This window comes from Streptomyces griseorubiginosus (genome assembly GCF_036345115.1).
GTDB lineage: Bacteria > Actinomycetota > Actinomycetes > Streptomycetales > Streptomycetaceae > Streptomyces > Streptomyces griseorubiginosus_C.
Genome location: NZ_CP107766.1, coordinates 3,767,363 through 3,790,580, shown reverse-complemented (window position 1 = coordinate 3,790,580; position 23,218 = coordinate 3,767,363). Strand labels below are relative to the sequence as shown.

24 protein-coding genes and 1 pseudogene are annotated in these 23,218 nt (G+C 71.2%); 16 read left to right on the top strand and 9 right to left on the bottom strand.

Annotation, left to right across the window (positions count from 1 at the left end; all coding sequences use genetic code 11):
• The first annotated feature begins 28 nt into the window (after positions 1 to 28).
• Genes OHN19_RS16890 through OHN19_RS16880 form a run of 3 tightly spaced genes read left to right on the top strand, consistent with a single transcriptional unit; the run spans position 29 to position 2,672 of the window.
• Complete coding sequence (locus tag OHN19_RS16890; RefSeq protein ID WP_330265000.1) at positions 29 to 1,366, top strand: UDP-glucose/GDP-mannose dehydrogenase family protein; 1,338 nt, start codon at positions 29 to 31, stop codon at positions 1,364 to 1,366.
• Positions 1,363 to 2,118: a polyprenol monophosphomannose synthase gene (locus OHN19_RS16885; RefSeq protein ID WP_330264999.1), complete on the top strand. Its 756-nt coding sequence runs from the start codon at positions 1,363 to 1,365 to the stop codon at positions 2,116 to 2,118. Before OHN19_RS16890 ends, OHN19_RS16885 begins: the two co-directional genes overlap by 4 nt.
• Before the next feature lie 8 nt (positions 2,119 to 2,126).
• Positions 2,127 to 2,672 (top strand): GtrA family protein, encoded by a 546-nt coding sequence (locus OHN19_RS16880; RefSeq protein WP_330264998.1) that lies wholly within the window; start codon positions 2,127 to 2,129, stop codon positions 2,670 to 2,672.
• Positions 2,673 to 2,715: 43 nt separating this feature from the next.
• Here the strand turns inward: OHN19_RS16880 and OHN19_RS16875 are convergent, their stop codons facing one another.
• Positions 2,716 to 3,606, bottom strand: a complete 891-nt coding sequence (locus tag OHN19_RS16875) for a hypothetical protein (protein WP_330264997.1) — start codon at positions 3,604 to 3,606, stop codon at positions 2,716 to 2,718.
• 349 nt (positions 3,607 to 3,955) lie between these two features.
• Between OHN19_RS16875 and rplM the strand changes: the two genes are divergently transcribed.
• From rplM to glmM, 3 genes are all read left to right on the top strand, one after another.
• Complete coding sequence (gene rplM, locus OHN19_RS16870) at positions 3,956 to 4,399, top strand: 50S ribosomal protein L13 (RefSeq protein WP_123762523.1); 444 nt, start codon at positions 3,956 to 3,958, stop codon at positions 4,397 to 4,399.
• 42 nt (positions 4,400 to 4,441) lie between these two features.
• Positions 4,442 to 4,963, top strand: a complete 522-nt coding sequence (gene rpsI / locus OHN19_RS16865; protein ID WP_123762524.1) for a 30S ribosomal protein S9 — start codon at positions 4,442 to 4,444, stop codon at positions 4,961 to 4,963.
• A 187-nt stretch (positions 4,964 to 5,150) separates the two neighbouring features.
• Positions 5,151 to 6,509 carry a phosphoglucosamine mutase gene (glmM, locus tag OHN19_RS16860; protein ID WP_330264996.1) on the top strand — a complete coding sequence of 453 codons (1,359 nt, stop codon included), beginning with the start codon at positions 5,151 to 5,153 and terminating at the stop codon, positions 6,507 to 6,509.
• 80 nt (positions 6,510 to 6,589) lie between these two features.
• On the opposite strand, the gene OHN19_RS16855 is transcribed toward glmM, so the two are convergent.
• From OHN19_RS16855 to OHN19_RS16845, 3 genes are all read right to left on the bottom strand, one after another.
• Positions 6,590 to 7,510: a DUF389 domain-containing protein gene (locus tag OHN19_RS16855; RefSeq protein ID WP_330264995.1), complete on the bottom strand. Its 921-nt coding sequence runs from the start codon at positions 7,508 to 7,510 to the stop codon at positions 6,590 to 6,592.
• 26 nt (positions 7,511 to 7,536) lie between these two features.
• The gene (coaA, locus tag OHN19_RS16850; RefSeq protein WP_330264994.1) at positions 7,537 to 8,505 is read right to left on the bottom strand and encodes a type I pantothenate kinase; all 969 of its coding nucleotides are present in this window, start codon (positions 8,503 to 8,505) and stop codon (positions 7,537 to 7,539) included.
• An 82-nt stretch (positions 8,506 to 8,587) separates the two neighbouring features.
• A complete protein-coding gene (locus OHN19_RS16845; RefSeq protein WP_330264993.1) occupies positions 8,588 to 9,427 on the bottom strand; it encodes a CbrC family protein in 840 nt (279 codons plus the stop codon).
• A gap of 121 nt (positions 9,428 to 9,548) precedes the next feature.
• Here OHN19_RS16845 and glmS point away from each other — a divergent pair, with 121 nt between their 5' ends.
• Positions 9,549 to 11,396, top strand: coding sequence for a glutamine--fructose-6-phosphate transaminase (isomerizing) (gene glmS, locus OHN19_RS16840; RefSeq protein ID WP_330264992.1), 1,848 nt, complete (start codon positions 9,549 to 9,551; stop codon positions 11,394 to 11,396).
• Between the two features lie 94 nt (positions 11,397 to 11,490).
• Here the strand turns inward: glmS and OHN19_RS16835 are convergent, their stop codons facing one another.
• A complete protein-coding gene (locus OHN19_RS16835) occupies positions 11,491 to 12,393 on the bottom strand; it encodes an SDR family NAD(P)-dependent oxidoreductase (protein WP_330264991.1) in 903 nt (300 codons plus the stop codon).
• 100 nt (positions 12,394 to 12,493) lie between these two features.
• Between OHN19_RS16835 and OHN19_RS16830 the strand changes: the two genes are divergently transcribed.
• Complete coding sequence (locus OHN19_RS16830) at positions 12,494 to 13,159, top strand: TetR/AcrR family transcriptional regulator (RefSeq protein ID WP_330264990.1); 666 nt, start codon at positions 12,494 to 12,496, stop codon at positions 13,157 to 13,159.
• A gap of 136 nt (positions 13,160 to 13,295) precedes the next feature.
• On the opposite strand, the gene OHN19_RS16825 is transcribed toward OHN19_RS16830, so the two are convergent.
• The gene (locus tag OHN19_RS16825; protein WP_330264989.1) at positions 13,296 to 13,484 is read right to left on the bottom strand and encodes a DUF397 domain-containing protein; all 189 of its coding nucleotides are present in this window, start codon (positions 13,482 to 13,484) and stop codon (positions 13,296 to 13,298) included.
• A 6-nt stretch (positions 13,485 to 13,490) separates the two neighbouring features.
• Positions 13,491 to 14,324 carry a helix-turn-helix transcriptional regulator gene (locus OHN19_RS16820; protein ID WP_330264988.1) on the bottom strand — a complete coding sequence of 278 codons (834 nt, stop codon included), beginning with the start codon at positions 14,322 to 14,324 and terminating at the stop codon, positions 13,491 to 13,493.
• A 174-nt stretch (positions 14,325 to 14,498) separates the two neighbouring features.
• Here OHN19_RS16820 and OHN19_RS16815 point away from each other — a divergent pair, with 174 nt between their 5' ends.
• Positions 14,499 to 14,900: an ATP-binding protein gene (locus OHN19_RS16815; RefSeq protein WP_330264987.1), complete on the top strand. Its 402-nt coding sequence runs from the start codon at positions 14,499 to 14,501 to the stop codon at positions 14,898 to 14,900.
• A 9-nt stretch (positions 14,901 to 14,909) separates the two neighbouring features.
• Here the strand turns inward: OHN19_RS16815 and OHN19_RS16810 are convergent.
• Positions 14,910 to 15,475: pseudogene (locus tag OHN19_RS16810) on the bottom strand (histidine phosphatase family protein).
• A gap of 695 nt (positions 15,476 to 16,170) precedes the next feature.
• Between OHN19_RS16810 and OHN19_RS16805 the strand changes: the two are divergent.
• Positions 16,171 to 16,542 carry a holo-ACP synthase gene (locus tag OHN19_RS16805; protein WP_330264986.1) on the top strand — a complete coding sequence of 124 codons (372 nt, stop codon included), beginning with the start codon at positions 16,171 to 16,173 and terminating at the stop codon, positions 16,540 to 16,542.
• A gap of 16 nt (positions 16,543 to 16,558) precedes the next feature.
• Here OHN19_RS16805 and OHN19_RS16800 read toward each other — a convergent pair whose 3' ends face one another.
• The gene (locus tag OHN19_RS16800; protein ID WP_330264985.1) at positions 16,559 to 17,185 is read right to left on the bottom strand and encodes a TOPRIM nucleotidyl transferase/hydrolase domain-containing protein; all 627 of its coding nucleotides are present in this window, start codon (positions 17,183 to 17,185) and stop codon (positions 16,559 to 16,561) included.
• A gap of 104 nt (positions 17,186 to 17,289) precedes the next feature.
• Between OHN19_RS16800 and OHN19_RS16795 the strand changes: the two genes are divergently transcribed.
• The 6 genes from OHN19_RS16795 (at position 17,290) to OHN19_RS16770 (ending at position 23,212) form a co-directional block, all read left to right on the top strand.
• Positions 17,290 to 18,780: an NAD(P)H-hydrate dehydratase gene (locus OHN19_RS16795; protein WP_330264984.1), complete on the top strand. Its 1,491-nt coding sequence runs from the start codon at positions 17,290 to 17,292 to the stop codon at positions 18,778 to 18,780.
• A gap of 388 nt (positions 18,781 to 19,168) precedes the next feature.
• Positions 19,169 to 19,816, top strand: a complete 648-nt coding sequence (locus OHN19_RS16790) for a M23 family metallopeptidase (protein WP_330264983.1) — start codon at positions 19,169 to 19,171, stop codon at positions 19,814 to 19,816.
• A gap of 75 nt (positions 19,817 to 19,891) precedes the next feature.
• Positions 19,892 to 21,061, top strand: a complete 1,170-nt coding sequence (alr, locus tag OHN19_RS16785) for an alanine racemase (protein WP_330264982.1) — start codon at positions 19,892 to 19,894, stop codon at positions 21,059 to 21,061.
• Positions 21,062 to 21,148: 87 nt separating this feature from the next.
• Entirely contained in the window at positions 21,149 to 22,402 is a 1,254-nt protein-coding gene (locus OHN19_RS16780) for an alpha/beta hydrolase (protein ID WP_330264981.1), read from the top strand.
• Positions 22,374 to 22,880, top strand: a complete 507-nt coding sequence (gene tsaE, locus OHN19_RS16775) for a tRNA (adenosine(37)-N6)-threonylcarbamoyltransferase complex ATPase subunit type 1 TsaE (RefSeq protein WP_330264980.1) — start codon at positions 22,374 to 22,376, stop codon at positions 22,878 to 22,880. Before OHN19_RS16780 ends, tsaE begins: the two co-directional genes overlap by 29 nt.
• Before the next feature lie 155 nt (positions 22,881 to 23,035).
• Positions 23,036 to 23,212 (top strand): hypothetical protein, encoded by a 177-nt coding sequence (locus tag OHN19_RS16770; RefSeq protein WP_330264979.1) that lies wholly within the window; start codon positions 23,036 to 23,038, stop codon positions 23,210 to 23,212.
• The last annotated feature ends 6 nt before the right edge of the window (positions 23,213 to 23,218 follow it).

Here is a 23,218-nt window from a genome sequence, read left to right as displayed (position 1 = left end):
GACACGGAGTTGTGAAGGAGGCCGCTGGATGCGGCTCACAGTCATCGGCACCGGCTATCTCGGTGCCACCCACGCCGCCTGCATGGCGGAGCTCGGACACGAGGTGCTCGGGGTCGACGTGGACCCCGACAAGGTCGCCGCGTTGCAGGCGGGCCGGGTGCCCTTCCACGAGCCCGGGCTGCCCGAGCTGATCGCGAAGCACACGGCGAGCGGACGGCTCGGGTTCACGACCGACTACGCGGAGGCCGGGGCCTTCGGTGACGTGCACTTCGTGTGTGTCGGAACCCCGCAGCGCCAGGGTTCGGAAGGCGCCGACCTGACCTACGTCGACGCGGCCTTCACGGCGATCGCCGAGCACGCGCGCGAGGGCTCGCTGCTGGTCGGCAAGTCGACCGTGCCCGTGGGGACGGCCGAGCGGCTGGCCGGCCTCCTCGAGGGCGTCGAGGTCGCCTGGAACCCGGAGTTCCTGCGCGAGGGCTTCGCCGTCGAGGACACCCTGCGCCCGGACCGGCTGGTGTTCGGCGTCCGCTCCGCGCGGGCGGAAGCGGTCCTGCGCTCGGTGTACGCACCGGTCCTCGACGCCGGCACCCCCGTCGTCGTCGCCGACCACCCCACCGCCGAGCTGGTCAAGACGGCCGCCAACGCGTTCCTCGCCACCAAGATCTCCTTCATCAACGCGATGGCCGAGATCTGCGAGGCCGCGGGTGGGGATGTCGGTGTCCTCGCCGAGGCCATCGGGTACGACGACCGGATCGGCCGGAAGTTCCTGCGTGCAGGGGTCGGCTTCGGCGGGGGCTGCCTGCCCAAGGACATCCGCGCCTTCGCGCACCGGGCCGACGAGCTCGGGGTCTCGCTGTCGTTCCTGCGCGAGGTCGACGCGATCAACATGCGGCGCCGCGACAAGGTTGTCGACCTGGCGCGGGAGCTGTGCGGCGGATCGGTGCTCGGGGCCCGCGTCGCCGTACTCGGAGCGGCCTTCAAGCCCGACTCCGACGACATCCGTGACTCACCGGCGCTCAACGTGGCCGCCCGGCTGCGCCTGGACGGCGCCGACGTCACGGTCTTCGACCCCGAGGCGCTGGACAACGCCCGCAAGGCGTTCCCGCTCCTCGGCTACGCGATGTCGGCACAGGAGGCGCTCAGGGGAGCCGACCTCGTGCTGCATCTGACCGAGTGGCCGCAGTTCCGGGAGATCGACCCGGAGCGAGCCGCTCAGCTGGTGAACCGGCCGTGGATCGTGGACGGCAGGGGGGTACTCGACGCGGACCGCTGGACCGCGGCGGGCTGGCACTTCCGGGCGTTGGGCAGACCGGCGCCCGTCGGGGAGGGAATCCCTTCGGGGCTCTCAGGGGAGGGAAAGAAATGACGTACGACCTGGGGGGTGCCCGCGTCACCGTGGTCATGCCCACCTACAACGAGGCGGCGAACCTGCCTCGGATCGCCGAGCTGGTCCTCGGGCTGCCCGTCGACGGGCTGCACCTGAAGATCGTCGACGACTCCAGCCCGGACGGCACCGGGCGGATCGCCGAGGAGCTCGCCGAGAAGTACAACTGGGACGGGCGGCGCCGGATGAGCGTGCTGCACCGGACCGAGAAGGACGGGCTCGGACGCGCCTACGTCGCCGGCATGAGCGCCGCGCTGGACGAGGGCGCCGAGTACGTGGTCCAGATGGACGCCGACGGCAGCCACCCCGTGGAAGCGGTCCCACGCATGCTCGGTACGGCCATGGCGTCCGGCGTCGGCCTGGTCGTCGGCAGCCGGTACGTGGAGGGCGGGTCGCTGGACGAGGAGTGGGGCAAGCACCGCGTGCTGCTCTCGCGCTTCGCCAACCGCTACGCCCGGACCGTGCTCGGCACCAAGATCCGGGACATCACCGCCGGCTTCAACCTGTGGTCGGCGGCCACCCTGCGCGACATCGACCTGGCGACCCTCGACAGCGCCGGGTACAGCTTCCAGGTCGAGCTGAAATTCAAGGCCGTCCGGGCCGGGCACAGCGCCGTGGAGATCCCGATCCGCTTCGAGGAGCGCACCGAGGGTGTGTCCAAGATGAGCCTCGCGACGCAGATCGAGTCGGCCATCGTGCCGGTACGCCTCCGACTGCGCAACCGACGGGGCTGAGCGCGACGGTGAGCAGCGGACGGCATGCGCTTCCCTCCCGGTTCGGGAAGCTGTACCGCGAGATCGCGAAGTTCGGCATGGTGGGGGCCTCGGGCTTCGTCGTCAACCTCGCGGTCTTCAACCTCGTCAGGACCGTCACCGAGTGGCAGACGGTCCGGGCGAGCGTGCTGGCGACGGTCGTGGCGATCCTCAGCAACTACCTCGGCCTGCGGTACTTCGCGTACCGCAACCGGGACCAGGAGGACCGCAACAGCCGCCGGAAGGAGCTGACCCTCTTCCTCGTCTTCAGCGCGATCGGCCTGGTCATCGAGAACTCGGTGCTCTACGCGACGACCTACGGGCTCGGCTGGGACAGCACGCTGGCCACCAACGTCAGCAAGTTCCTCGGCATCGGCATCGCGACGCTCTTCCGGTTCTGGTCCTACCGCACCTGGGTCTTCAGGGCGTCCGGGAGCCGGCGGCCGGTCGAGGGGCCGGGGGATCCCGGCCAGTCGCGGGATCCCGTCGTGCCGTACCCCGAGCCCGCCCTGAGCGGCTCCTGGGAGCACACCTGAGCCGACCGGGCCGGAAGGGCCCGGCGCGCTCGTGCGCGCCGGGTCACTCGCCCGCCGCGCTGGAGGCCTGGGCCTCGCCCCGTCGGTGGATCTGGCGGAAGGTGAACTCGGCCAGGTTGTCGCCGATGCTGAAGACCGCGGTGTCCTTCTCCGTGACGTTCTTCCCGCCGGCGAAGCCGGAGATCGTGAAGTAGGCGTAGCGGCCGTAGGAGTTCGAGGTCGTGCGGCAGATCGCGGAGTTGCAGAAGGCCTTGACCGCGCCGCCGGGCAGCGACTTGACGATGTCCTTCTTGGTGTTGACCTGGCTCTTCGCCTTCTGCGCCGCGGCCTCGGTGTCGAACACGGCCACCCCGACCGTCACCGAGACGCCGTCCTTGGTGTAGCTGACGCGCATGAACTGGGTGCAGCCGTTGGCCTTGAGGATCTTGCCGAGGCTCGTCTGGACGGCGTCGGCGGCGGCGCAGTTCTTCGTGTCGGACGTCTCGCCCTTCTTGTACACGGTCGAGCCCATGGTCAGCTGGGTCCCCGGGAAGAGGAGCTTCGCGCTGAGCGGGGCCGTGTCCTTGGCCCTGCTGGCGATGAACTCCTTCGGGTCCAGCGGCGGCGGGGCGCTGGTCGGCGCGAACGACGGCACGGTCCCGGTGGCGCTCGGGATGTCGGCGGTCGCCGGCAGGGACGAGGTCGGCTTGTTCGCCCGGTCGTCGCCGTTCGCCGATACGACGGCCATCGCGACGGCGGTGCCTATCCCGACCGTGGCGAGCGCGCCGCCCACGATGAAGAAGAGCCGGCGTCGTCTGTTACGGGTCTCGGAGGCCTCGGCGAGCGCGGCCCAGTCCGGAGTCTGCTCGCCCCCGCCGCTGCTCCACGGCTGCTGCGACTGCGGTTTCCAGGGATCCCACTGGGACGGGGGTCCCCCCTGCTGCCCAAAGCTCATGGGGCGCATCTTAGACGGGGGACAGGTGGTGCTGTCGGGCCTGTGGACAGCGGCCCGGGGGACCTTTCCGGCACCGGTGCACAACTCGGCCGAGAAGGAATCGGCGGCGACCGAGAAGCTGTCGCCGGGGCCTCGTTTTGACCCGTCCGTGGGACCCCGGGTATTCTGCCTCTTCGTTGTGTATTGGCTCGCTCGTTCTCGTGCGAGGAGCCTCTACCTAGGTTCCCTGGAGCAGTTACCAGTGGGCGGCATACGGGCAGTGGCCCGGCATATTTGTCGTCCCCAGCTGCACGATCGCTTCAGTGATGCCATGTGTCAGCACCCATCCACTGAAGAAGAAGGCTGCGAAGTGCGTACGTACAGCCCCAAGCCCGGCGATGTGACTCGCCAGTGGCACGTCATTGACGCTCAGGACGTCGTCCTGGGCCGTCTCGCCACCACTGCCGCCTCCCTGCTGCGCGGCAAGCACAAGCCGATCTACGCCCCTCACGTCGACACCGGTGACTTCGTCATCATCATCAACGCCGACAAGGTGCACCTCTCCGGCAACAAGCGGACCCAGAAGATGGCGTACCGCCACTCCGGCTACCCGGGTGGTCTGCGCTCCGTCCGCTACGACGAGCTCCTCGACAAGAACCCCGAGAAGGCCATCGAGAAGGCCATCAAGGGCATGCTCCCCAAGAACACGCTGGGCCGTCAGATGCTCTCGAAGCTGAAGGTCTACAAGGGTGACCAGCACCCGCACGGCGCGCAGCAGCCGCAGCCGTTCGAGATCACCCAGGTCGCGCAGTAAGTCCGGCCACCCCCTAAGACCGAAGAGAATCTGAGGAGAATCGTGGCCGAGACCACCGTCGAGACGCCCGTCGAGGGCGAAGAGATCGTCGACATCGACAGCTACACCACCGAGTCCGAGGTCCCCGTCGAGGGCGAGTACACCTCGGAGTCGCTCGCGTCCCGCTTCGGCGACCCGCAGCCGGCCGCCGGCCTGGGCCGTCGCAAGAACGCGATCGCCCGCGTCCGGATCGTCCCGGGCACCGGCAAGTGGAAGATCAACGGTCGCACCCTTGAGGACTACTTCCCCAACAAGGTGCACCAGCAGGAAGTCAACGAGCCCTTCAAGGTGCTCGAGCTCGAGGGCCGCTACGACGTCATCGCCCGCATCGCGGGTGGCGGTGTCTCCGGCCAGGCCGGTGCCCTGCGCCTCGGCGTGGCCCGCGCGCTGAACGAGGCCGACGTGGACAACAACCGCGGCGCCCTCAAGAAGGCCGGCTTCCTCCGCCGCGACGACCGTGCGGTCGAGCGCAAGAAGGCCGGTCTCAAGAAGGCCCGCAAGGCCCCGCAGTACAGCAAGCGTTAAGCTTCGCTGCCTGTCTGCTCGTACCGGCTCGTCCGCGAGCCAGCAGTACGTCCGTTCGCCCCGGCGGCACGCCACAGTGCCGCCGGGGCGTTCGTTTATCACAGTCTTGGGCGTATAACGGCACAAGGCGCTCAAAGGCTCATGTGATCGGATGATCTCCGTAACTGACGCTTCCCCAGGAGGACAAGTGGGACGACTCTTCGGCACGGACGGCGTGCGCGGTGTCGCCAACGCGGATCTGACGGCCGAGATGGCGCTCGGTCTGTCGGTCGCGGCGGCGCACGTGCTGGCCGAGGCGGGCACGTTCGAGGGCCACCGGCCTACGGCGGTCGTCGGACGGGATCCCCGCGCGTCCGGGGAGTTCCTGGAGGCCGCCGTGGTCGCGGGCCTCGCGAGCGCGGGGGTGGACGTGCTGAAGGTCGGCGTGCTGCCGACGCCCGCGGTCGCCTACCTCACCGGCGTCCTCGGCGCCGACCTCGGCGTCATGCTCTCCGCGAGCCACAACGCCATGCCCGACAACGGCGTCAAGTTCCTCGCGCGCGGCGGGCACAAGCTCGACGACGAGCTGGAGGACCGGATCGAGGCGGTCTACGACGCGCACCGGCACGGTGAGCCGTGGGAGCGGCCGACCGGCGCGGGCGTCGGCCGGGTGCGGTCCTACGGCGAGGGGTTCGACCAGTACGTGGCGCACCTCATCGCCGTACTCCCGAACCGGCTGGACGGTCTGAAGATCGTCCTCGACGAGGCGCACGGCGCCGCCGCCCGGGTGTCGCCGGAGGCGTTCTCGCGGGCCGGGGCCGAAGTGATCACGATCGGGGCGTCGCCGGACGGCCTCAACATCAACGACGGCTGCGGGTCCACGCACCTCGATCTGCTGAAGGCCGCGGTCGTCGAGCACGGGGCGGCGCTCGGTATCGCGCACGACGGGGACGCGGACCGGTGCCTGGCCGTCGACCACACCGGTGAGGAGGTCGACGGCGACCAGATCATGGCGGTGCTCGCGCTGGCCATGAAGGAGCGGGGCGCGCTGCGGGCCGACACCGTGGTGGCGACCGTCATGTCCAACCTCGGGTTCAAGCTGGCGCTGGAGCGGGAGGGGCTGCGGCTCGTCCAGACCGGCGTGGGGGACCGGTACGTCCTCGAGGAGATGAAGGAGCACGGGTACGCCCTCGGGGGCGAGCAGTCCGGGCACGTGATCATCCTGGACCACGCGACGACCGGGGACGGCACGCTGACCGGGCTGATGCTGGCGGCCCGGGTCGCGGAGAGCGGGCGGTCGCTGAAGGAACTGGCCTCTGTCATGGAGCGGTTGCCGCAGGTCCTGATCAACGTGCCTGATGTGGACCGGACCCGGGTGTCGACGTCTGCGGAACTGGCTTCCGCGGTGGCGGAGGCGGAGCGGGAACTCGGGGAGACGGGGCGGGTGTTGTTGCGGCCGTCCGGGACCGAGCCGTTGGTGCGGGTGATGGTCGAGGCGGCGGACATCGATCAGGCGCGGTCGGTGGCGGGACGGTTGGCCGATGCTGTGAAGTCGGCGCTCGGCTGATTTCCGGGCTCGGGGCGGGGGTTCTGTCTCTTGCGGGCTGCGGCGCCATCGTGGCTGGTCGCGCAGTTCCCCGCGCCCCTTCAGGGGCGCTTTCGCCAGGCCCACTTCTGGAGCAGCAGGGTCACCGTGCCCGCCAGGACGATGCCCAGCAGGTTCAGCAGGAGCTGCTCCGTCGAGCCCCAGGTCTGCTTGGTGTCGCCGTAGCTGAGGGCCACCGCCGCGTTGGCGGCCGCCGGGACCGTGGTGACCGAGATGGCCACGCCCACCAGGGCACCGGACTTCGCCGAGGTCAGGGAAAGGGTGCCGGCGGCGCCCGCGAGGACGGCGACGATGAAGGAGAAGGCGTCCGGGGCGTAGACGAAGCCGGTCTGCGGGCGGTCGCCCTCCAGCTTCTGCTCGCTGAACAGGTTCAGCGCGTCCATGAAGAGACTGAAGCCCACCGTCACCGCCATCGCCACGGCGAAGCCGGCCAGGAGGGCGATCAGGGAGCGCAGGGCCAGGCGGGGGGCGCGCTGCACGATCGAGGTGGAGATGCCGGCGAGCGGCCCGAACTCCGGGCCCACCGCCATGGCGCCCACGATGAGGACCGCGTTGTCGAGCACGACACCGCAGGCCGCGATCATCGTGGCCAGCGTGATGAAGGCCAGGTAGGTGGCGGAGAGCGTCGACTCCTCGTGCGTGGCGTCGGTCAGGTGCTCCCACAGGACCGCGTCCGCGCCTTCGCCGGGTGCCTCCGCCTCGGCCTTGTCGGCGCGTTTCGACAGGGACAGGTCGATGTTCTCGACCGCGATGGAGCCGTTGGTGTCGAGGCCCAACCCCTGCAGGTCGGTGAGGAGTTCGTCACCGGCCTCGCGGGCCACGTCGCACATCACGACGTCACCTTCGGGGTTGCGGGCGGCACCCCGCAGCACGACGAGATGGGTGGTGCCGACCGTCCCCTCGATCAGACGGACCACGTCGTCGGTCTGGTGGGCCGGCGTGATCAGGCGCAGATGCAGCATGACGCCTATTTAACAGGCGCGCTTTTCTAGAGCTTGCGGAGGCTGAGCCTGCGCACCTTGTGGTCCTGGCCCTTGCGGATGACGAGGGTGGCGCGGCCGCGGGTGGGCGCGATGTTCTCGACCAGGTTGGGCTTGTTGATGGTGCGCCAGAGGGTGCGGGCGTAGTCGACGGCCTCCTCCTCCGACACCTGCGTGTACTTCCTGAAGTACGACTCGGGGTTCTGGAAGGCGGTCTGCCGGAGCTTCTTGAACCTGCTGAGGTACCAGCGCTCGATGTCCTCGGCGCTCGCGTCGACGTACACGCTGAAGTCGAAGTAGTCGGCGAGACCGACGCGGGTGCGGCCGTCGGTGCCGGGGAGGGCGGGCTGGAGGACGTTCAGGCCCTCGACGATCAGGATGTCGGGGCGGCGGACCGTGAGCTTCTCGCCGGGGACGATGTCGTAGATCAGGTGGGAGTAGACCGGCGCCGAGACCTCGTCCTTGCCGGCCTTGATGTCGGCGACGAAACGGGTCAGCGCCCGGCGGTCGTACGACTCCGGGAAACCCTTGCGCGACATGAGCCCGCGGGCCTCCAGCTCGCGGGTGGGGAGCAGGAAGCCGTCGGTGGTGACCAGCTCCACGCGCGGGTGCTCGGGCCAGCGGGAGAGCAGGGCCTGGAGCAGGCGGGCGACGGTGGACTTGCCGACGGCGACCGACCCGGCGACCCCTATGACGAACGGGGTGCCGGACTGGGAGCCCTGTTCGCCGAGGAAGGTGTTCAGCGCCCCTCTCAGCCCGTCCGTGGCGCCGACGTAGAGGTTCAGCAGCCGGGACAGCGGGAGGTAGATGTCCCGCACCTCGTCCAGGTCGATGACGTCACCGAGTCCGCGCAGCTTCTCGACCTCTTCGGCGTTCAGCGGGAGCGGAGTCTTCTCACGCAGCGCGCTCCACTCGGCGCGGGTGAGGTCGACGTAGGGAGTCGCCTCCGGCTTGTGCCGGTGGGCGCTCCGGGGCATCGGGGAGACCGGAGAGATCACAGTCCATTGTTAACGGAGTTTGAACGGGGTGGGGGGTGGGGTGTGTCACGCGGGGCCTTCGTCAGGTGGAGTCCGCGTAGGAGAGGGAGGTGGCGCAGACCCGGCAGCGGAAGAGGTACGCGGTGGGCCGGCCGTCCTTGTCGAGGGAGCCGAGGAACTCGGCCCCGTCGCCGCAGTGGGTGAGCCAGGTCGGCGACCGCCGGGCGAGGAACCCCGGGGTACGCCGCAGGATCGTGGTCACGACGTCTGCCGGTACGGCGCCCTCGACCCCCGCGGTGAAGGTGGCGTCCCAGCGCTCGGCGGCCGTGCCGAAGGCGATGCAGTGCGGGCAGATACCGGAGTCCGGGGCGTCGGTGGCGTACACGGGGCCGGTGTAGACCCAGCCGCGTTCCTGTCCGCAGCATGCGCAGGGGCCGTCGTAGGGGGTCACGGATCCGGTGGCCACGGGGTTCGGATGGTAGGGGAACGAGGGCAGGGCCGGGCGTCGGCGGGGCTCCGGCTGCGGGGAGATCAGGAGCTGGATGGCCTGGCCGGTCAGGGCCTCGGGGGCTACGACGACCGCTTCCGCGCGGAGGCTCTCCGGCAGGTGTCCGCGGTCGGCCTCGCTCGTGAGGATGGCCGGGCACCCGAGCGGCAGGACGGCGGCACCGGTGCGGCGGGCGAGTTCGGCGACGCGGTCGAGGATCTGGCCGGTGGAGAAGCGGTTGAAGGTGAGACCGAGGGCGTCGCCGTAGACCTCCGATCCGCCGCCGTCCCCGGCTTCGAGCTCCCAGGAGTCCGGGAGGCCGGTGGGCGGCATTCCGCCGACGGTGACGGGGGCGAGGACGCCGCGTATCGCGGACTCGTCCATGGGAGCGGGTTGTCCGCCGACGAATCGGCAGAGGTACAGGCTGTAGCTCACATGGCTCCTTCGAATGCGGCACCCCGGCCCACGCCGGCTCGATACAGCTTCCCCTCGCGATATCCGGAATCGGGCACCAGGTGCCGTGTTCCGGAGGTCCGCGCCCCCTAGGCTGCCCCGCATGTGTGGAATCGTGGGATACGTGGGGTCGCAGTCGGCGCTTGATGTCGTGATGGCCGGGCTGAAGAGGCTGGAGTACCGGGGGTACGACTCGGCGGGGGTCGCCGTGCTGGCGGACGGGGGGCTGGCGGCGGCCAAGAAGGCCGGGAAGCTGGTGAATCTGGAGAAGGAGCTGGTCGATCGGCCGTTGCCGACCGGGCTCACCGGAATCGGGCACACGCGGTGGGCCACGCACGGGGGACCCACGGACGCCAACGCTCATCCGCATCTGGACAACGCCGGCCGGGTGTCCGTCGTCCACAACGGGATCATCGAGAACTTCGCCGCGCTGCGGGGGGAGTTGGAGGAGCGGGGGCACACCCTCGCCTCCGAGACCGACACCGAGGTCGTCGCCCATCTGCTCGCCGAGGAGTTCTCCGCGACCGCCGATCTCGCCGAGGCCATGCGGCTGGTGTGCCGGCGGCTGGAGGGCGCGTTCACGCTGGTCGCGGTGCACGCCGACGAGCCGGACGTGGTGGTCGGCGCGCGGCGGAACTCGCCGCTCGTGGTCGGGGTGGGGGAGGGCGAGGCCTTCCTCGCCTCCGATGTCGCCGCCTTCATCGCGCACACGCGGTCCGCGATCGAGCTCGGGCAGGACCAGGTCGTGGAGCTGCGGCGGGACGGCGTGACCGTCACCGGGTTCGACGGGCGGCCCGCCGACGTCCGCTCCTACCACGTCGACTGGGACGCCTCCGCCGCCGAGAAGGGCGGCTACGACTACTTCATGCTCAAGGAGATCGCCGAGCAGCCCAAGGCGGTCGCCGACACCCTGCTGGGGCGGATCGACGCGGCCGGCTCGCTGACCCTGGACGAGGTGCGGATCTCGGCCGCCGAGCTGCGGGAGGTCGACAAGGTCGTCATCGTGGCGTGCGGTACGGCCTTCCACGCGGGGCTCATCGCCAAGTACGCCATCGAGCACTGGACCCGGATCCCCTGCGAGGTGGAGCTGGCCAGCGAGTTCCGCTACCGGGACCCGATCCTGGACTCCCGGTCCCTCGTCATCGCCATCTCCCAGTCCGGGGAGACCATGGACACCCTCATGGCGCTACGGCACGCCCGCGAGCAGGGTTCGAGGGTCCTGGCGATCTGCAACACCAACGGGTCCACGATCCCCCGGGAGTCCGACGCCGTGCTGTACACGCACGCCGGGCCCGAGGTCGCCGTGGCGTCGACGAAGGCGTTCCTGACCCAGCTCGTGGCGTGTTACCTGGTCGCGCTGTACCTCGGGCAGGTGCGGGGGACCAAGTGGGGCGACGAGATCTCCGCCGTCATCCGGGACCTGTCGCACATCTCCGGCGAGGTCGAGCGGGTGCTGGAGACCATGGAGCCGGTGCGGGCGCTGGCCCGGTCGCTGGCCGACAAGAACACCGTGCTGTTCCTCGGGCGGCACGTCGGGTATCCGGTGGCCCTCGAAGGCGCCCTCAAGCTCAAGGAACTCGCCTACATGCACGCCGAGGGCTTCGCGGCGGGCGAGCTCAAGCACGGGCCGATCGCCCTCATCGAGGAGGACCTGCCGGTCGTGGTCGTCGTGCCCTCGCCGCGCGGGCGGTCGGTGCTGCACGACAAGATCGTGTCCAACATCCAGGAGATCCGGGCGCGCGGGGCGCGGACCATCGTCATCGCGGAGGAGGGCGACGAGACCGTGGTGCCCTACGCCGACCACCTGATCCGCATCCCGGCCACCCCGACCCTGCTCCAGCCGCTCGTGGCCACCGTGCCGCTCCAGGTGTTCGCCTGCGAGCTGGCCACGGCCCGGGGCAACGAGGTGGACCAGCCGCGGAACCTGGCGAAGTCGGTGACGGTCGAGTAGCGGTCGGACGCCTTCACTTCCTCCGGCCGGCCCGCAGGAGCCGGGTCATGAGTGACTCGCACGTACGGCCCCCGCAGCGACCCGCTTCTCCGCGTCACCCCACGGGAAACGTCACCCCCGTGAGCTCCTCGGAGACGGTCCACAGGCGCTGCTGAGTGGTCCGGTCGTGGGAGTCGCGGCTGGAGGCGACCAGCTTCGGGTAGCCCCGGATCTCCCCCCGGTTGCCGGGGCCGTAGTACTGGCCGCCGACGACCGAGGGATCGGTGGCGGCGCGCAGGGTGGGCAGGGCGCCCATCTCGGCCTTCTGGGTGAGCAGCGGCGCGAGCCAGGTGATGGGCATGCGAAGCGCGGCGGGCGTGTTGCGGACGAGTTCGGTGTTGGAAACGCCGGGGTGGGCGGCCACCGCGACCGTGGTGCCGTGGGGGGCGAGCCGGCGCTGCAGTTCGTACGTGAACATCAGGTTGGCGAGTTTCGACTGGCCGTAGGCCCCGACGCGGCTGTACGAGCGCTCCCACTGCAGGTCGCCGAAGTGGATGGCGGCCCGGATGCGGTGGCCGACGCTGCTGACGGTCACGACGCGGGAGCCGGGGACGGGCAGGAGCCGGTCAAGGAGCAGGCCGGTCAGGGCGAAGTGGCCGAGGTGGTTGGTGCCGAACTGCAGCTCGAAGCCGTCGGCGGTGAGCTGCCGCGGGGTGTACATCACGCCCGCGTTGTTGATCAGAAGGTCGATGCGCGGGTGGGCAGCGCGCAGGTCGGCCGCCGCCGACCGGATCGAGTCCAGGGAGGTCAGGTCGAGGGCCTGGACGGTGACGTCACCGGTGATGCGGGCGGCTGCCTGCTTGCCCTTCTCGACGTCGCGGACGGCCAGGACCACCGCCGCCCCGCGCTCGGCGAGCATCCGGGCGGTCTCGAAGCCCAGCCCGGTGTTGGCGCCGGTCACGATCGCCACCCGGCCGTGCTGATCGGGGATGTGCTGCTCGGTCCAGTTGCTACTCATCGCCTGCTCCTAAAGAACCATCGGTCTGTTACGAGGTTCAACGTAAGAGACCGCCGGTCCCTTGTCAAGAGACCGGCGGTCTATAAGCTAGGCTGAGGGTGTGACATTTCAGCGGGCGCGAAGCGAGGAGCAGCGGGAGATCCGCCGCCGGGCGATCCTGGACACGGCGGCGGCGATGCTCGACGAGATGCCCGTGGCCGATGTGAGCCTCAACGAGCTCAGCCGCCGGGTGGGCCTGGCCAAGTCGAACGTCCTGCGATATTTCGAGTCACGCGAGGCGGTGCTGCTCGAACTGCTGGACGTCTTCCTCGAGAGCTGGCTCACCGAGCTGGCGGACGAGCTGGCCGCGGGCATTGAGGCGCACGCGGCGCCGGAGGTGCGGGCGGGCCAGCTGGCGGAGATCCTCAGCCGGTCGCTGGCGGGTCACGCGGTGCTTTGCGACCTCTTCGGCGCCCAGGGCGGCGTCCTGGAGCACAACGTCTCGGTCGAGGTGGTCAAGCGGCACAAGCGGTCCTCCCTCACGAGGACCGAGGCCATGGCCGAGTTGCTGCGCCGCCACGTGCCCGAGCTCGGCGAGGACGTACAGCTGCTCTGCCTGCTGATCCTGGTTTCGGCGGGCGCCCTGTCGTCGTACGTCCCGCCGCCGCCCAGCGTCCTCGCCGCCTACGCGGACGAACCCGCTCTCGGCGTGTTCAACCTGGAGTTGCGTGACGCTCTGCGGATCTCCTTCACCTCGACGCTGCTGGGCGTCCTGCCACGCGACTGAACCCGTCCGTTCACAGTGAGCCTTCCAGGCATCCGTCCCCGCACCGGCAGCGGCAACAGGGTCTCCTGGCTCGCGGCTTCGCAACCCCGAGCTGCCAAGTGATGCTGCGCAGGCCAACAGGAGGGGGTACGTGGAATTACCGGGTTTCGGGGGTGCGCTTGAGGGCGTCGAGGAAGGTGGTGAAGGCGGGGGCGGGGAGGGTGAGGGTGGCTCGGGTGGGGGTTTTGGAGTCGCGGATGGATACGTGGGTGGGGGAGGTGGATATCTCGACGCATTCGTTGCCGTCGCCCTCGCCCGAGTACGAAGACTTCTGCCAGTGGTCCATGGGGTCTCACAGCTCCTTCGCCAGCCGGTGGATGAAGTCGCGGGACTCGTTCGGTTCGAGTGATACGGCCTCCACCATATGGAAGCGAGTTCGGTAAATGCTGAGCTGTGCCTCGGAATCGATGAAGACCGAGCCGTGAGGCGCGTCCCGCACCACGGTGTCCAGCTTGGGCAGGGGGCCACCGGCATATGTCATCGTGCTCGAAGCGGCGAAGTCGTCCAGGTCGAACGGAATGGCGCGCAAGGTGACGTGCTCCGCCTCGGAGAGCTCAAGGAGCCGTGCGAGCTGGGCCTTTGAGGTGGCGCGGTCCTTGACCCTGATGCGAAGCGCCGCCTCATGGATCAGTGCCTGGTACGGGATGGCGATCTTCTGACGCGCCGTGCGGTGCTGGATCCGCAACTCAAGCTCTTCATGGGGGAGTTCGGGCAGCCTGGACGAGAAGACGGCACGGGCGTAGTCCTCCGTCTGCAACAGGCCCGGCACGTACAGGACGGCGACGTGGTGCAGGAACCGGGCATGGTGCTCCAGTTCCGACAGGTCGAGGAAGGGTGTCGGCAGCAGGCCCCGGTACTCCTCCCACCAGCCGCGCGTCCGGTCGGTGGCCATCGAGACCAGGGCGTCGATGAACTCCTGGTCGGTGCAGGCGTAGTGGGAGGCCAGGCGGCGCACCCGTAACTCGCTCACGCCGGTGATGCCGGATTCGATGTGGGTGATCTGGACCCGGTTCACCCCTAGCAGTGACGAGGCTTCGATGGTGGTCAGCCCCACGGCTTCACGGAGCCTCCGGAGTTCGACTCCCAGGCGCATCTGACGTGCGGTTGGTTCGCGCCTCTGGACCATCCACTGCTCCTCGTTCGGGGTCGGGTCACGCGATCGCCTTGCTCTGACATACATGTTACCCCTACCGTCGGTGACGCAACGCTCACTCTGCGGAAGTGCACCGCTCCGTCCTGCCAAGACGGACGCGGCACCGCCACCGCGCCCAACCCTTGCTCGCCGGAACGGAGTTGACTCATGTCCTCAGCCGACCCCTGGGAGTACACGCTGTACATCCCGAACGACGTCCGAGCCGTAACCGTCGCCCGCCGCACCCTCCGCCTGATCCTGACGATGCACGGCCTGATCCGTCTGACAGACACCGCGGAGTTGCTCGCCGCCGAGCTCGTCTCCAATGCCGTACGGCATACGAAAGGGCCGGCCGCGCTACGGGTGCGGTGGTCGGCCGGGGTGTTGCGGATCGGGGCGTGGGACGCGGACCGCGAACCTCCGCTGCCGCCGGGTGAGTTGGAGGTGCTGGGGGAGGCGGGGAGGGGGTTGGCACTGGTCGCGGCCTGTGCGGATCTGTGGGGGTGGCAGCCGTTGGCCAGGCACGGCAACCGGGGGAAATACGTGTGGTGCGAGCTGGCCGCGGCCTGAACGGGGGCGTCAGACGTGGGACTCGGGCGGGAAGCCCGTCCAGCGCAGGTCGGACGGTAGGTGTCGCATGTCGTTGGTGACGAGGACGGAGGCGGCCCGGTCGGGCGGGTAACGGATCACCGTGAGCGCCGCGTTGGCGTGGTTGAGGCCGAGCCAGCGCCACTTGGGGGCGTGCAGGGCGTCCCGGACCAGCCACGCGACGAGGAAGTTGTGGGTGACGACCAGCTCGTGCCGGTCCTCGTCGCCGTCCACCGGGCCGGTGAAGAGGTCGAGTGCTTGGCGGGCCAGCGCGGCGCCCTCGTCACGTTCCTCGTCGGTGGTGTCGGCGAGGAAGCGGAGGTAGAAGTCGGCGGATTCGGCGGGGAGTTCGTGTCGTGGCGGCACGTACGGGACGTAGTCGCCCGCGAGGTCGGAGGCGTGCAGGGGGACGCCCTTCAGCTGGGCGCCGATCAGACGGGCGGTCGCACGGCCTGTCGCCGCCCGGCCTCAGTCAGCCCGCTCTCATCCGGCAGGGCCTCACCGTGCCGGGCGAGGTACAGGTAGCGGGTGGCTGTGCCGGTCTTCTCGGGCTCCACGGTGATCGGTCTCCTCCGCAGGTGAGTCTGGCGTGATCATGGTCACTTCGGTCCGGGCTGAGCAGGTGAGGCCCTTGTGGGCTTCGTAAAGATCGCTTAAAACTCTCATCACTCCAATTTCGTGACCGTAGGGGGTCCCGTGCGTCCGGCACGTCCGCTTGGTGTGGCCGCCGCCTTTGGGCCGGCCATGGTCCTGACCGTGCTGTGCGTGGGCGGGTGCTCGGCCGACCCCGGGGAGGCGGACCCTGCGCCGACGGTCTCGGCATCCCCGACGGCCGACGCCCTCAAGGCCAAGCCCTCGGCGTCCCCCTCCCCGAGCGCATCTGTCTCCGCTTCTCCCACACCTTCGAGGTCCACCCCGACACCGCGGCCGACCCGGACTTCCTCGACCCGGGTGGGCGGGTCCGGGACATCGACCGGGTCCGGCAAGACGGCGGGCGGTTCCAGTGGCGGGACCGGCGCCGTTCCCCAGAACCCGAACCGGGGCCCGAACCCTCCACCCGCACCGCCCCGGCCGACCCCCACCCCGGAGTGGACCTCGGGCGCCTGGCAGCCCGGCGACCCCGTGGAGACGACCGCTCCGGTGATGACGCCGGGGCAGGGCTGACCTGGTACGACCCGGCAGTGGTCACGGCGCGCTCTTCAGGGACTCCGGCAGACCCTCAGGGACTCCGTAGGGATCGTAAAGTGCCCGGATGAGCATCATCGGGGTCGGTATCGACGTTGCCGAGATCGAGCGGTTCGCGGCGTCGCTGGAGCGTACGCCGGGGTTGGCCCGGCGGTTGTTCCTGGACAGTGAGTTGCTGCTGCCCGGTGGGGAGCGGCGGGGGGTCGCCTCGCTCGCCGCGCGGTTCGCCGCCAAGGAGGCGCTGGCCAAGGCACTGGGCGCGCCGGCCGGCCTGTACTGGACCGACGCCGAGGTGTACGTCGAGGACAGCGGGCAGCCCCGGCTGCGGGTGACCGGGACCGTGGCCGCGCGGGCCGCCGAACTCGGGGTGCGGTCCTGGCACGTGTCGCTCAGTCATGACGCGGGGGTCGCTTCGGCGGTGGTGATCGCGGAGGGGTGACCGCTGTGAACGTCGCTCAGCCGTGCCCCAGCGCCGCGAACAGGTCGTTCAGCGGGGCCGGGACCCGGTCGCTGTCCAGGGCCTCGACCAGGAGGTGGCCGTAGCGGATCTTGCGGCCCTTCTTCGTGCCCAGGAAGCGGCGGAGTTGCTGCTCGCGGGGGCGGCCGTGCTGGGCGGGCTGGGAGAGGAAGGTCTGCCAGGGGCGGAGGTCGCCCTCCGTCTCGACGATCTCCTCGACCCTCGCCGTGCCGAGCGCGCGGATCAGTTCGTCCTCCAGGTCCGCCTCGCAGACGAAGTACGCCGCGTCGGCCGCGCCCGCCCGCCTCAGGCCACGGTCGTAGTAGGGCTGTTCGCGTACGTCGCACAGGCCCGACAGGCGCAGGTCCAGGCCGGGCGGCCCCAGGACGGCGGCGAAGCGGGCGATGCTCATCGCCCCGCCCATCGACACCGCCGCCACCCCCTCAGCGGCCAGGTCCCGGCCCCGCCGTGCCGCCAGCGTCTCCACGGCCGCCAGATCGCTCGGGCCCTCCAGCAGCACCGCCGTCCGTACTCCCAACTGCTCGGACAACTCACGCGCCGGATCACCGGAACCACCGTTCGCCCAGCCGCTCACCGCGTCCCGGAACGCCCCCATGTCTGCCATACAGGGAGTCTGCACTGGCGGCCGACGCCACGGCACCTGATATCCGGTGGGTGCGCCGGGTCGCCGTTGTTCACCTCCGTCCCCTGCGGGGGACACTCGGACCCATGCGAACTGCGTACAGCGTGGAGACGGTCAGGGCGGCCGAGCGGGAATTGATGGCCCGGTTGCCGGAGGGTGCGCTCATGCAGCGGGCGGCGGCCGGGCTGGCGGCCGCCTGCGCGGACCTGCTGGGGCGGGTGTATGGCCGTCGGGTCGTGCTGCTCGTCGGGAGCGGGGACAACGGCGGGGACGCCCTGTACGCGGGCGCGCGGCTCGCGCGCCGGGGCGCCGGGGTGACCGCCGTGCTGCTCGCGCCGGAACGGGCCCATGCCGGGGGGCTGGCCGCGTTGAGGCGGGCCGGTGGGCGTGCGGTGGGGACCGACGGACGGGCCGTGGAGGGTGATCGGCGGGCCGCCGGACCCCATGGAGCGGCTGGCGTCGAAGACCTGATCGCCCGCGCCGACCTCCTTCTCGACGGCATCGTCGGTATCGGCGGCAAGGGCGGGCTGCGGCCCGAGGCCGCCCGGCTGGCCGAGGGCGCCGAGCGGGCGCGGGGTGCCGTCGTCGCCGTGGATCTGCCGAGCGGGGTCGACGCGGACACCGGGGAGGTGCGGGGGGCCGCCGTACGGGCCGATCTGACCGTCACCTTCGGGACGCACAAGCCGGGACTGCTGGTCGATCCCGCGCGGGAGTACGCCGGGTCGGTGCGGCTCGTCGACATCGGGCTGAGCGCTGTGCTGCCCGGCGAGGCCGAGCTGGAGGCGCTCCAACACGCTGACGTGCGGCGGCTGTTGCCGGTGCCGAGCGGGGAGAGCGACAAGTACCGGCGCGGTGTCGTCGGGATCGCCGCCGGGTCCGCGCGCTATCCGGGGGCCGCCGTGCTCGCCGTGTCCGGGGCGCTGCGGGGCGGTGCCGGGGCCGTGCGGTACGTCGGGCCCGCCGGGGACGCCGTGCTCGCCCGCTTCCCCGAGACGCTCGTCTCCGACCGGGGTCCGAAGCAGGCCGGGCGGGTGCAGGCGTGGGTGGTCGGGCCGGGGGCCGGGGACGACGCCTCGGCGGTCGGCGAGGTGCTGGCGTCGGACGTGCCCGTGCTCGTCGACGCGGACGGGCTGCGGCTCGCCGACCGGGACGCCGTACGGGCACGGACCGCTCCGACTCTCATGACCCCGCACGCCGGAGAGGCCGCCGCGCTGCTGGGGGTGCCGCGCGAGGAGGTCGAGGCGGCCCGGCTGGCCTCGGCACGCGAGCTCGCCGCCCGCTACGAGGCGACCGTGCTGCTCAAGGGCTCGACCACGCTCGTCGCCGACGCCGCCGGCGGGGCCGTACGCGTCAATCCGACCGGGACGCCCTGGCTGGCCACCGCCGGCAGCGGTGACGTCCTGTCCGGTCTCGCGGGGTCCCTGCTCGCGTCCGGACTGACGGCCCTGGACGCCGGCAGCACGGCCGCCTACCTGCACGGCCTGGCCGGCCGCTTCGCGGCGCACGGAGCACCGGTGGGCGCCCACGACGTGGCAGAGGCGCTACCGGAGGCCTGGCGGGACGTGACGGAGGGGTGAGCGGGGGGTGCCCGGAGCACGGCCACGCAGGGCGGGCACGCGGCGGACGTGGAGGCGGGACGCGACGCACGTGGAGGCGGGACGCGGCGGAACCGGGAGCGGGCCGTGACGAAGGCGTGAGCGCGCGCTGCCCGGAGCACGGTCACGCGAGGCCGGCGCGCGACGGTCGCGGGACGCGACGGACGTGAAAGCGGCCGGGCGCGGCGGAACCGGGCGCGGCGGAACCGGGAGCGGCGGAACCGGGAGCGGGGCGGGCGCGGCGGCGGGGGCCTGCCACCGCCCGCCCGCGCGGTGGCAAATGGAGCACCGTTCGCGAACTACTACCTGATGGGACCAATACCGGTCGGCCGAATATGCGGAGCCGAAAGGGCGATGTTTCGCTGGCCGCATGGATGAGCCAAATATACGCGGCACCACCCGGCGTGAACTGCTGGGCGGAGCGGCAGTCGTTCTGGGGAGTCCCGTTCTCGGTTTCCGTGAGGACCGCGAGGACATCCCGGACCCGTCACAGGAACAGCCCGAAGAGCCCGGAGGCAGCTGCTCCGGCGACATGGACGAGGAGTTCGAGGAACTGCTGGCGGCGGCCGAGGACGTCGAGGTCGATGACAGCGACCGCGCCCTCGCCCCCGCCAAGTGGACCCGCCCCATCAAGAAGCGAGCCAGGGTGACGATGCGTTACCGGGTGCGCGGCAACTGGCTGGTGGGATACCACACAGGAGTGGATCTTGCCGTCCCCAAGGGCACCCCGGTTTACGCGGTCGGCACCGGCACCGTCGTCCTGGCCAGCTGGTCGGGGTCGTACGGAAAGGCCGTGACGCTCAAGATGAGCGACGGCCGCTATGTGGTCTACGGCCATCTGAACCGCATCTCGGTCGCGCGCGGAGCCAAGGTCAAGGCCGGCACCCGGATCGGCAGCAGCGGCGCCACCGGGCGGGCCACCGGCCCGCACCTGCACTTCGAGGTGCGCGCCCGGCGCCCCTACGGTTCGGACATCGACCCGGTGAAGTACCTGGCCCGGCACGGCCTGAGCCTCTGACGCACGCGCGCGTGGGTGCGTCCCGGGGACGTGCTCATCGGTGGTGTCAGTCGCCTCTGAGACACTGGGGGCGCCATGAACGAGACAGCAACTGCCCCGACCGCACCGCTCCGCGCCCGAGCCGAGATCGACCTGGCCGCGCTGCGGGCCAATGTGCGGGCCCTGCGCGCCCGCGCGTCCGGGGCCGCCCTCATGGCCGTGGTCAAGTCCGACGCGTACGGCCACGGCGCGGTGCCCTGCGCCCGCGCCGCGGTCGAGGCGGGTGCCGAGTGGCTGGGCACCGCCACCCCGGAGGAGGCCCTCGCCCTGCGCGAGGCGGGTCTGCCGGGGCGGATCATGTGCTGGCTGTGGACCCCCGGCGGGCCCTGGCGGGAGGCGATCGAGGCCGACCTCGACGTGTCCGTCAGCGGCCTGTGGGCCCTGCGCGAGGTCACCGACGCGGCCCGCGCGGCGGGCCTGCCCGCGCGCGTGCAGCTGAAGGCCGACACCGGGCTCGGGCGCGGCGGCTGCCAGCCCGGCGAGGACTGGGCCGAGCTGGTCGCCGAGGCCCTGCGCGCCGAGGCGCAGGGCCTGCTGCGCGTCACCGGGCTCTGGTCGCACTTCGCCTGCGCCGACGAGCCCGGGCACCCCTCCATCACCGCCCAGCTCACCCTCTTCCGCGAGATGCTGGCGTACGCCGAGGGACAGGGCGTGCGCCCCGAGGTCCGGCACATCGCCAACTCGCCCGCCACGCTCACCCTCCCGGAGAGCCACTTCGACCTCGTCCGCACCGGGATCGCGGTCTACGGCATCTCGCCCAGCCCCGACCTCGGCGCCCCCGCCGACTTCGGACTGCGCCCGGTCATGACGCTGTCGGCGTCGATCGCGCTGGTCAAGCGCGTCCCGGGCGGCCATGGCGTCAGCTACGGCCATCGCTATGTCACCCCGGGCGAGACCACCCTCGGCCTCGTGCCCGTCGGCTACGCGGACGGCGTCCCGCGGCACGCCTCGGGGGCCGGCCCGGTCCTGGTCGACGGCAAGTGGCGTACGGTCGCCGGGCGGATCGCCATGGACCAGTTCGTCGTGGACCTCGGCGGCGACGCACCGCCGACCGGCACCCGGGCCGTGCTCTTCGGCCCCGGCGACGGGGGCGAGCCCACCGCGGAGGACTGGGCACAGGCCGCGGGCACCATCGCGTACGAGATCGTGACCCGCATCGGAACACGCGTTCCCCGCGTCTATGTGAACGAGGGACAAGCGGGGTAACCGCACAGTACGTGCGAGAACAGCCAGTCCCACCACACCGGTATCACCCGACCCAGCATCACCCGACCCAGCGAACAGGAGCGGTACGTGAGCGAGAGCAGTGCGGAGGCCGTCGTCGACGCCGCCGCGTCGGTGGCCCTCGCCTCCGCGGCGGGGGCGGGCGCCGGCTGGCGCCGGGCGACCGGGATCGCCGGCGCCGCGATAGGCGTGATCGCCGCGGGTGCCGCGGCGGGCGTCGCCATCGAGCGGCTCACCGTCGGGCGCGGCATGCGGCAGAGGGCGCGTCTCGCCCTCGACTCGACCGGGCCGTACGGCTCGCTGCGCGGCACGCCCGGCAAGGCGTACTCCGACGACGGCACCGAGCTGTACTACGAGGTCGACGACGTGGACCCGGAGTCCGCGCCCGCCCTGTCGCCGCGCCGACGCCGGCTGTTCGGGCGCAAGGCCCCCGCTCCCGTCACCGTCGTCTTCAGCCACGGCTACTGCCTGAGCCAGGACTCCTGGCACTTCCAGCGGGCGGCCCTCAGGGGTGTCGTCCGGACCGTGCACTGGGACCAGCGCAGCCACGGACGGTCCGGGCGGGGCGTACGGCAGGTGCAGGACGGGGTGCCGGTCGACATCGAGCAGCTCGGACGCGACCTGAAGGCCGTCATCGACGCCACGGTGCCCGAGGGACCGATCGTGCTCGTCGGGCACTCCATGGGCGGCATGACCGTCATGGCGCTGGCCGACGCGTTCCCCGAGCTGATCCGCGACCGGGTGGTCGCGGTGGCCCTGGTCGGCACCTCGTCCGGGCGGCTCGGCGAGGTCAACTTCGGGCTGCCGGTCGCCGGTGTCAATGCCGTGCGGCGGGTGCTGCCGGGCGTCCTCAAGGCGCTGGGGCAGCGGGCCGACCTGGTGGAGAAGGGGCGCCGGGCCACCGCCGACCTGTTCGCCGGGATCATCAAGCGCTACTCCTTCGCCTCCCGGGACGTCGACCCGGCCGTCGTCCGGTTCGCCGAACGGATGATCGAGGGCACCCCGATCGACGTGGTCGCCGAGTACTACCCGGCGTTCGACAACCACGACAAGACCGCCGCCCTCGCCCACTTCGCGGACAAGCCGGTGCTCGTGCTCGCCGGCGTGGGGGACATGGTCACGCCCAGCGAGCACAGCGAGGCCATCGCCTCCCTGCTCCCGGAGGCGGAGCTGGTGCTGGTCCCGGACGCCGGACACCTGGTCATGCTGGAACACCCGGAAGTGGTCACCGACCGCCTCGCCGACCTCCTCACCCGCGCGGGGGCGGTGCCCGCAGGGGCTACCGTTGGCGGTTATGGAAGCAGTACCGCGCAACCCGGTTGAGACCGAGCTGACCGTCACCTCCCCCGAGCAGATGCGCGAGCTGGGCCTGAAGCTCGCCAAGCTGCTGCGCGCCGGGGACCTCGTGATGCTCAGCGGGGAGCTCGGCGCGGGCAAGACGACCCTGACCCGCGGACTCGGTGAGGGACTCGGGGTGCGGGGGGCCGTGACCTCGCCGACCTTCGTGATCGCCCGGGTCCATCCGTCCCTCGGCGACGGGCCGCCGCTCGTGCACGTCGACGCGTACCGCCTGGGCGGCGGGCTCGACGAGATGGAGGACCTCGACCTCGACGTGTCGCTGCCGGAGTCGGTGGTCGTCGTGGAGTGGGGCGAGGGCAAGGTCGAGGAGCTGACCGACGACCGGCTGCACGTCCAGATCCACCGGGCGGTCGGTGACACCACCGACGAGGTGCGGCACGTGACGCTGACGCCGGTCGGGGAGCGGTGGGCCGCGGCCGACCTCGGCGTGCTGACCGCCTGAGCGCCGGGTCGGCCGCCGGACGGTCGTTTTCCGTGAACGTTCCGACAACGCGTCGGCAAGATATTGCATTCGGTGTCTCGCGCGTGGTCACATGGTACCCAGCCCGTAGTTAGGTCTGCCTAACCACGCCCGCCCCCGAACTTCAGGAGGCGTCCATGTCGGCCACCGAGAACCGGCCCCAGCCGCAGCCGTACGCGATCGCCGGCGGCGTGTCCATGCGCGACCTGCTGGCGTCCTGCGCGGCGGCGGAAGCCGTCTCGACACCACCGCGGCTGCCCGACCCCGGGACCGGCGGGGCAGCCGTGGACCAGGACCGCCCCAAGGCCGCCTGACCGGGC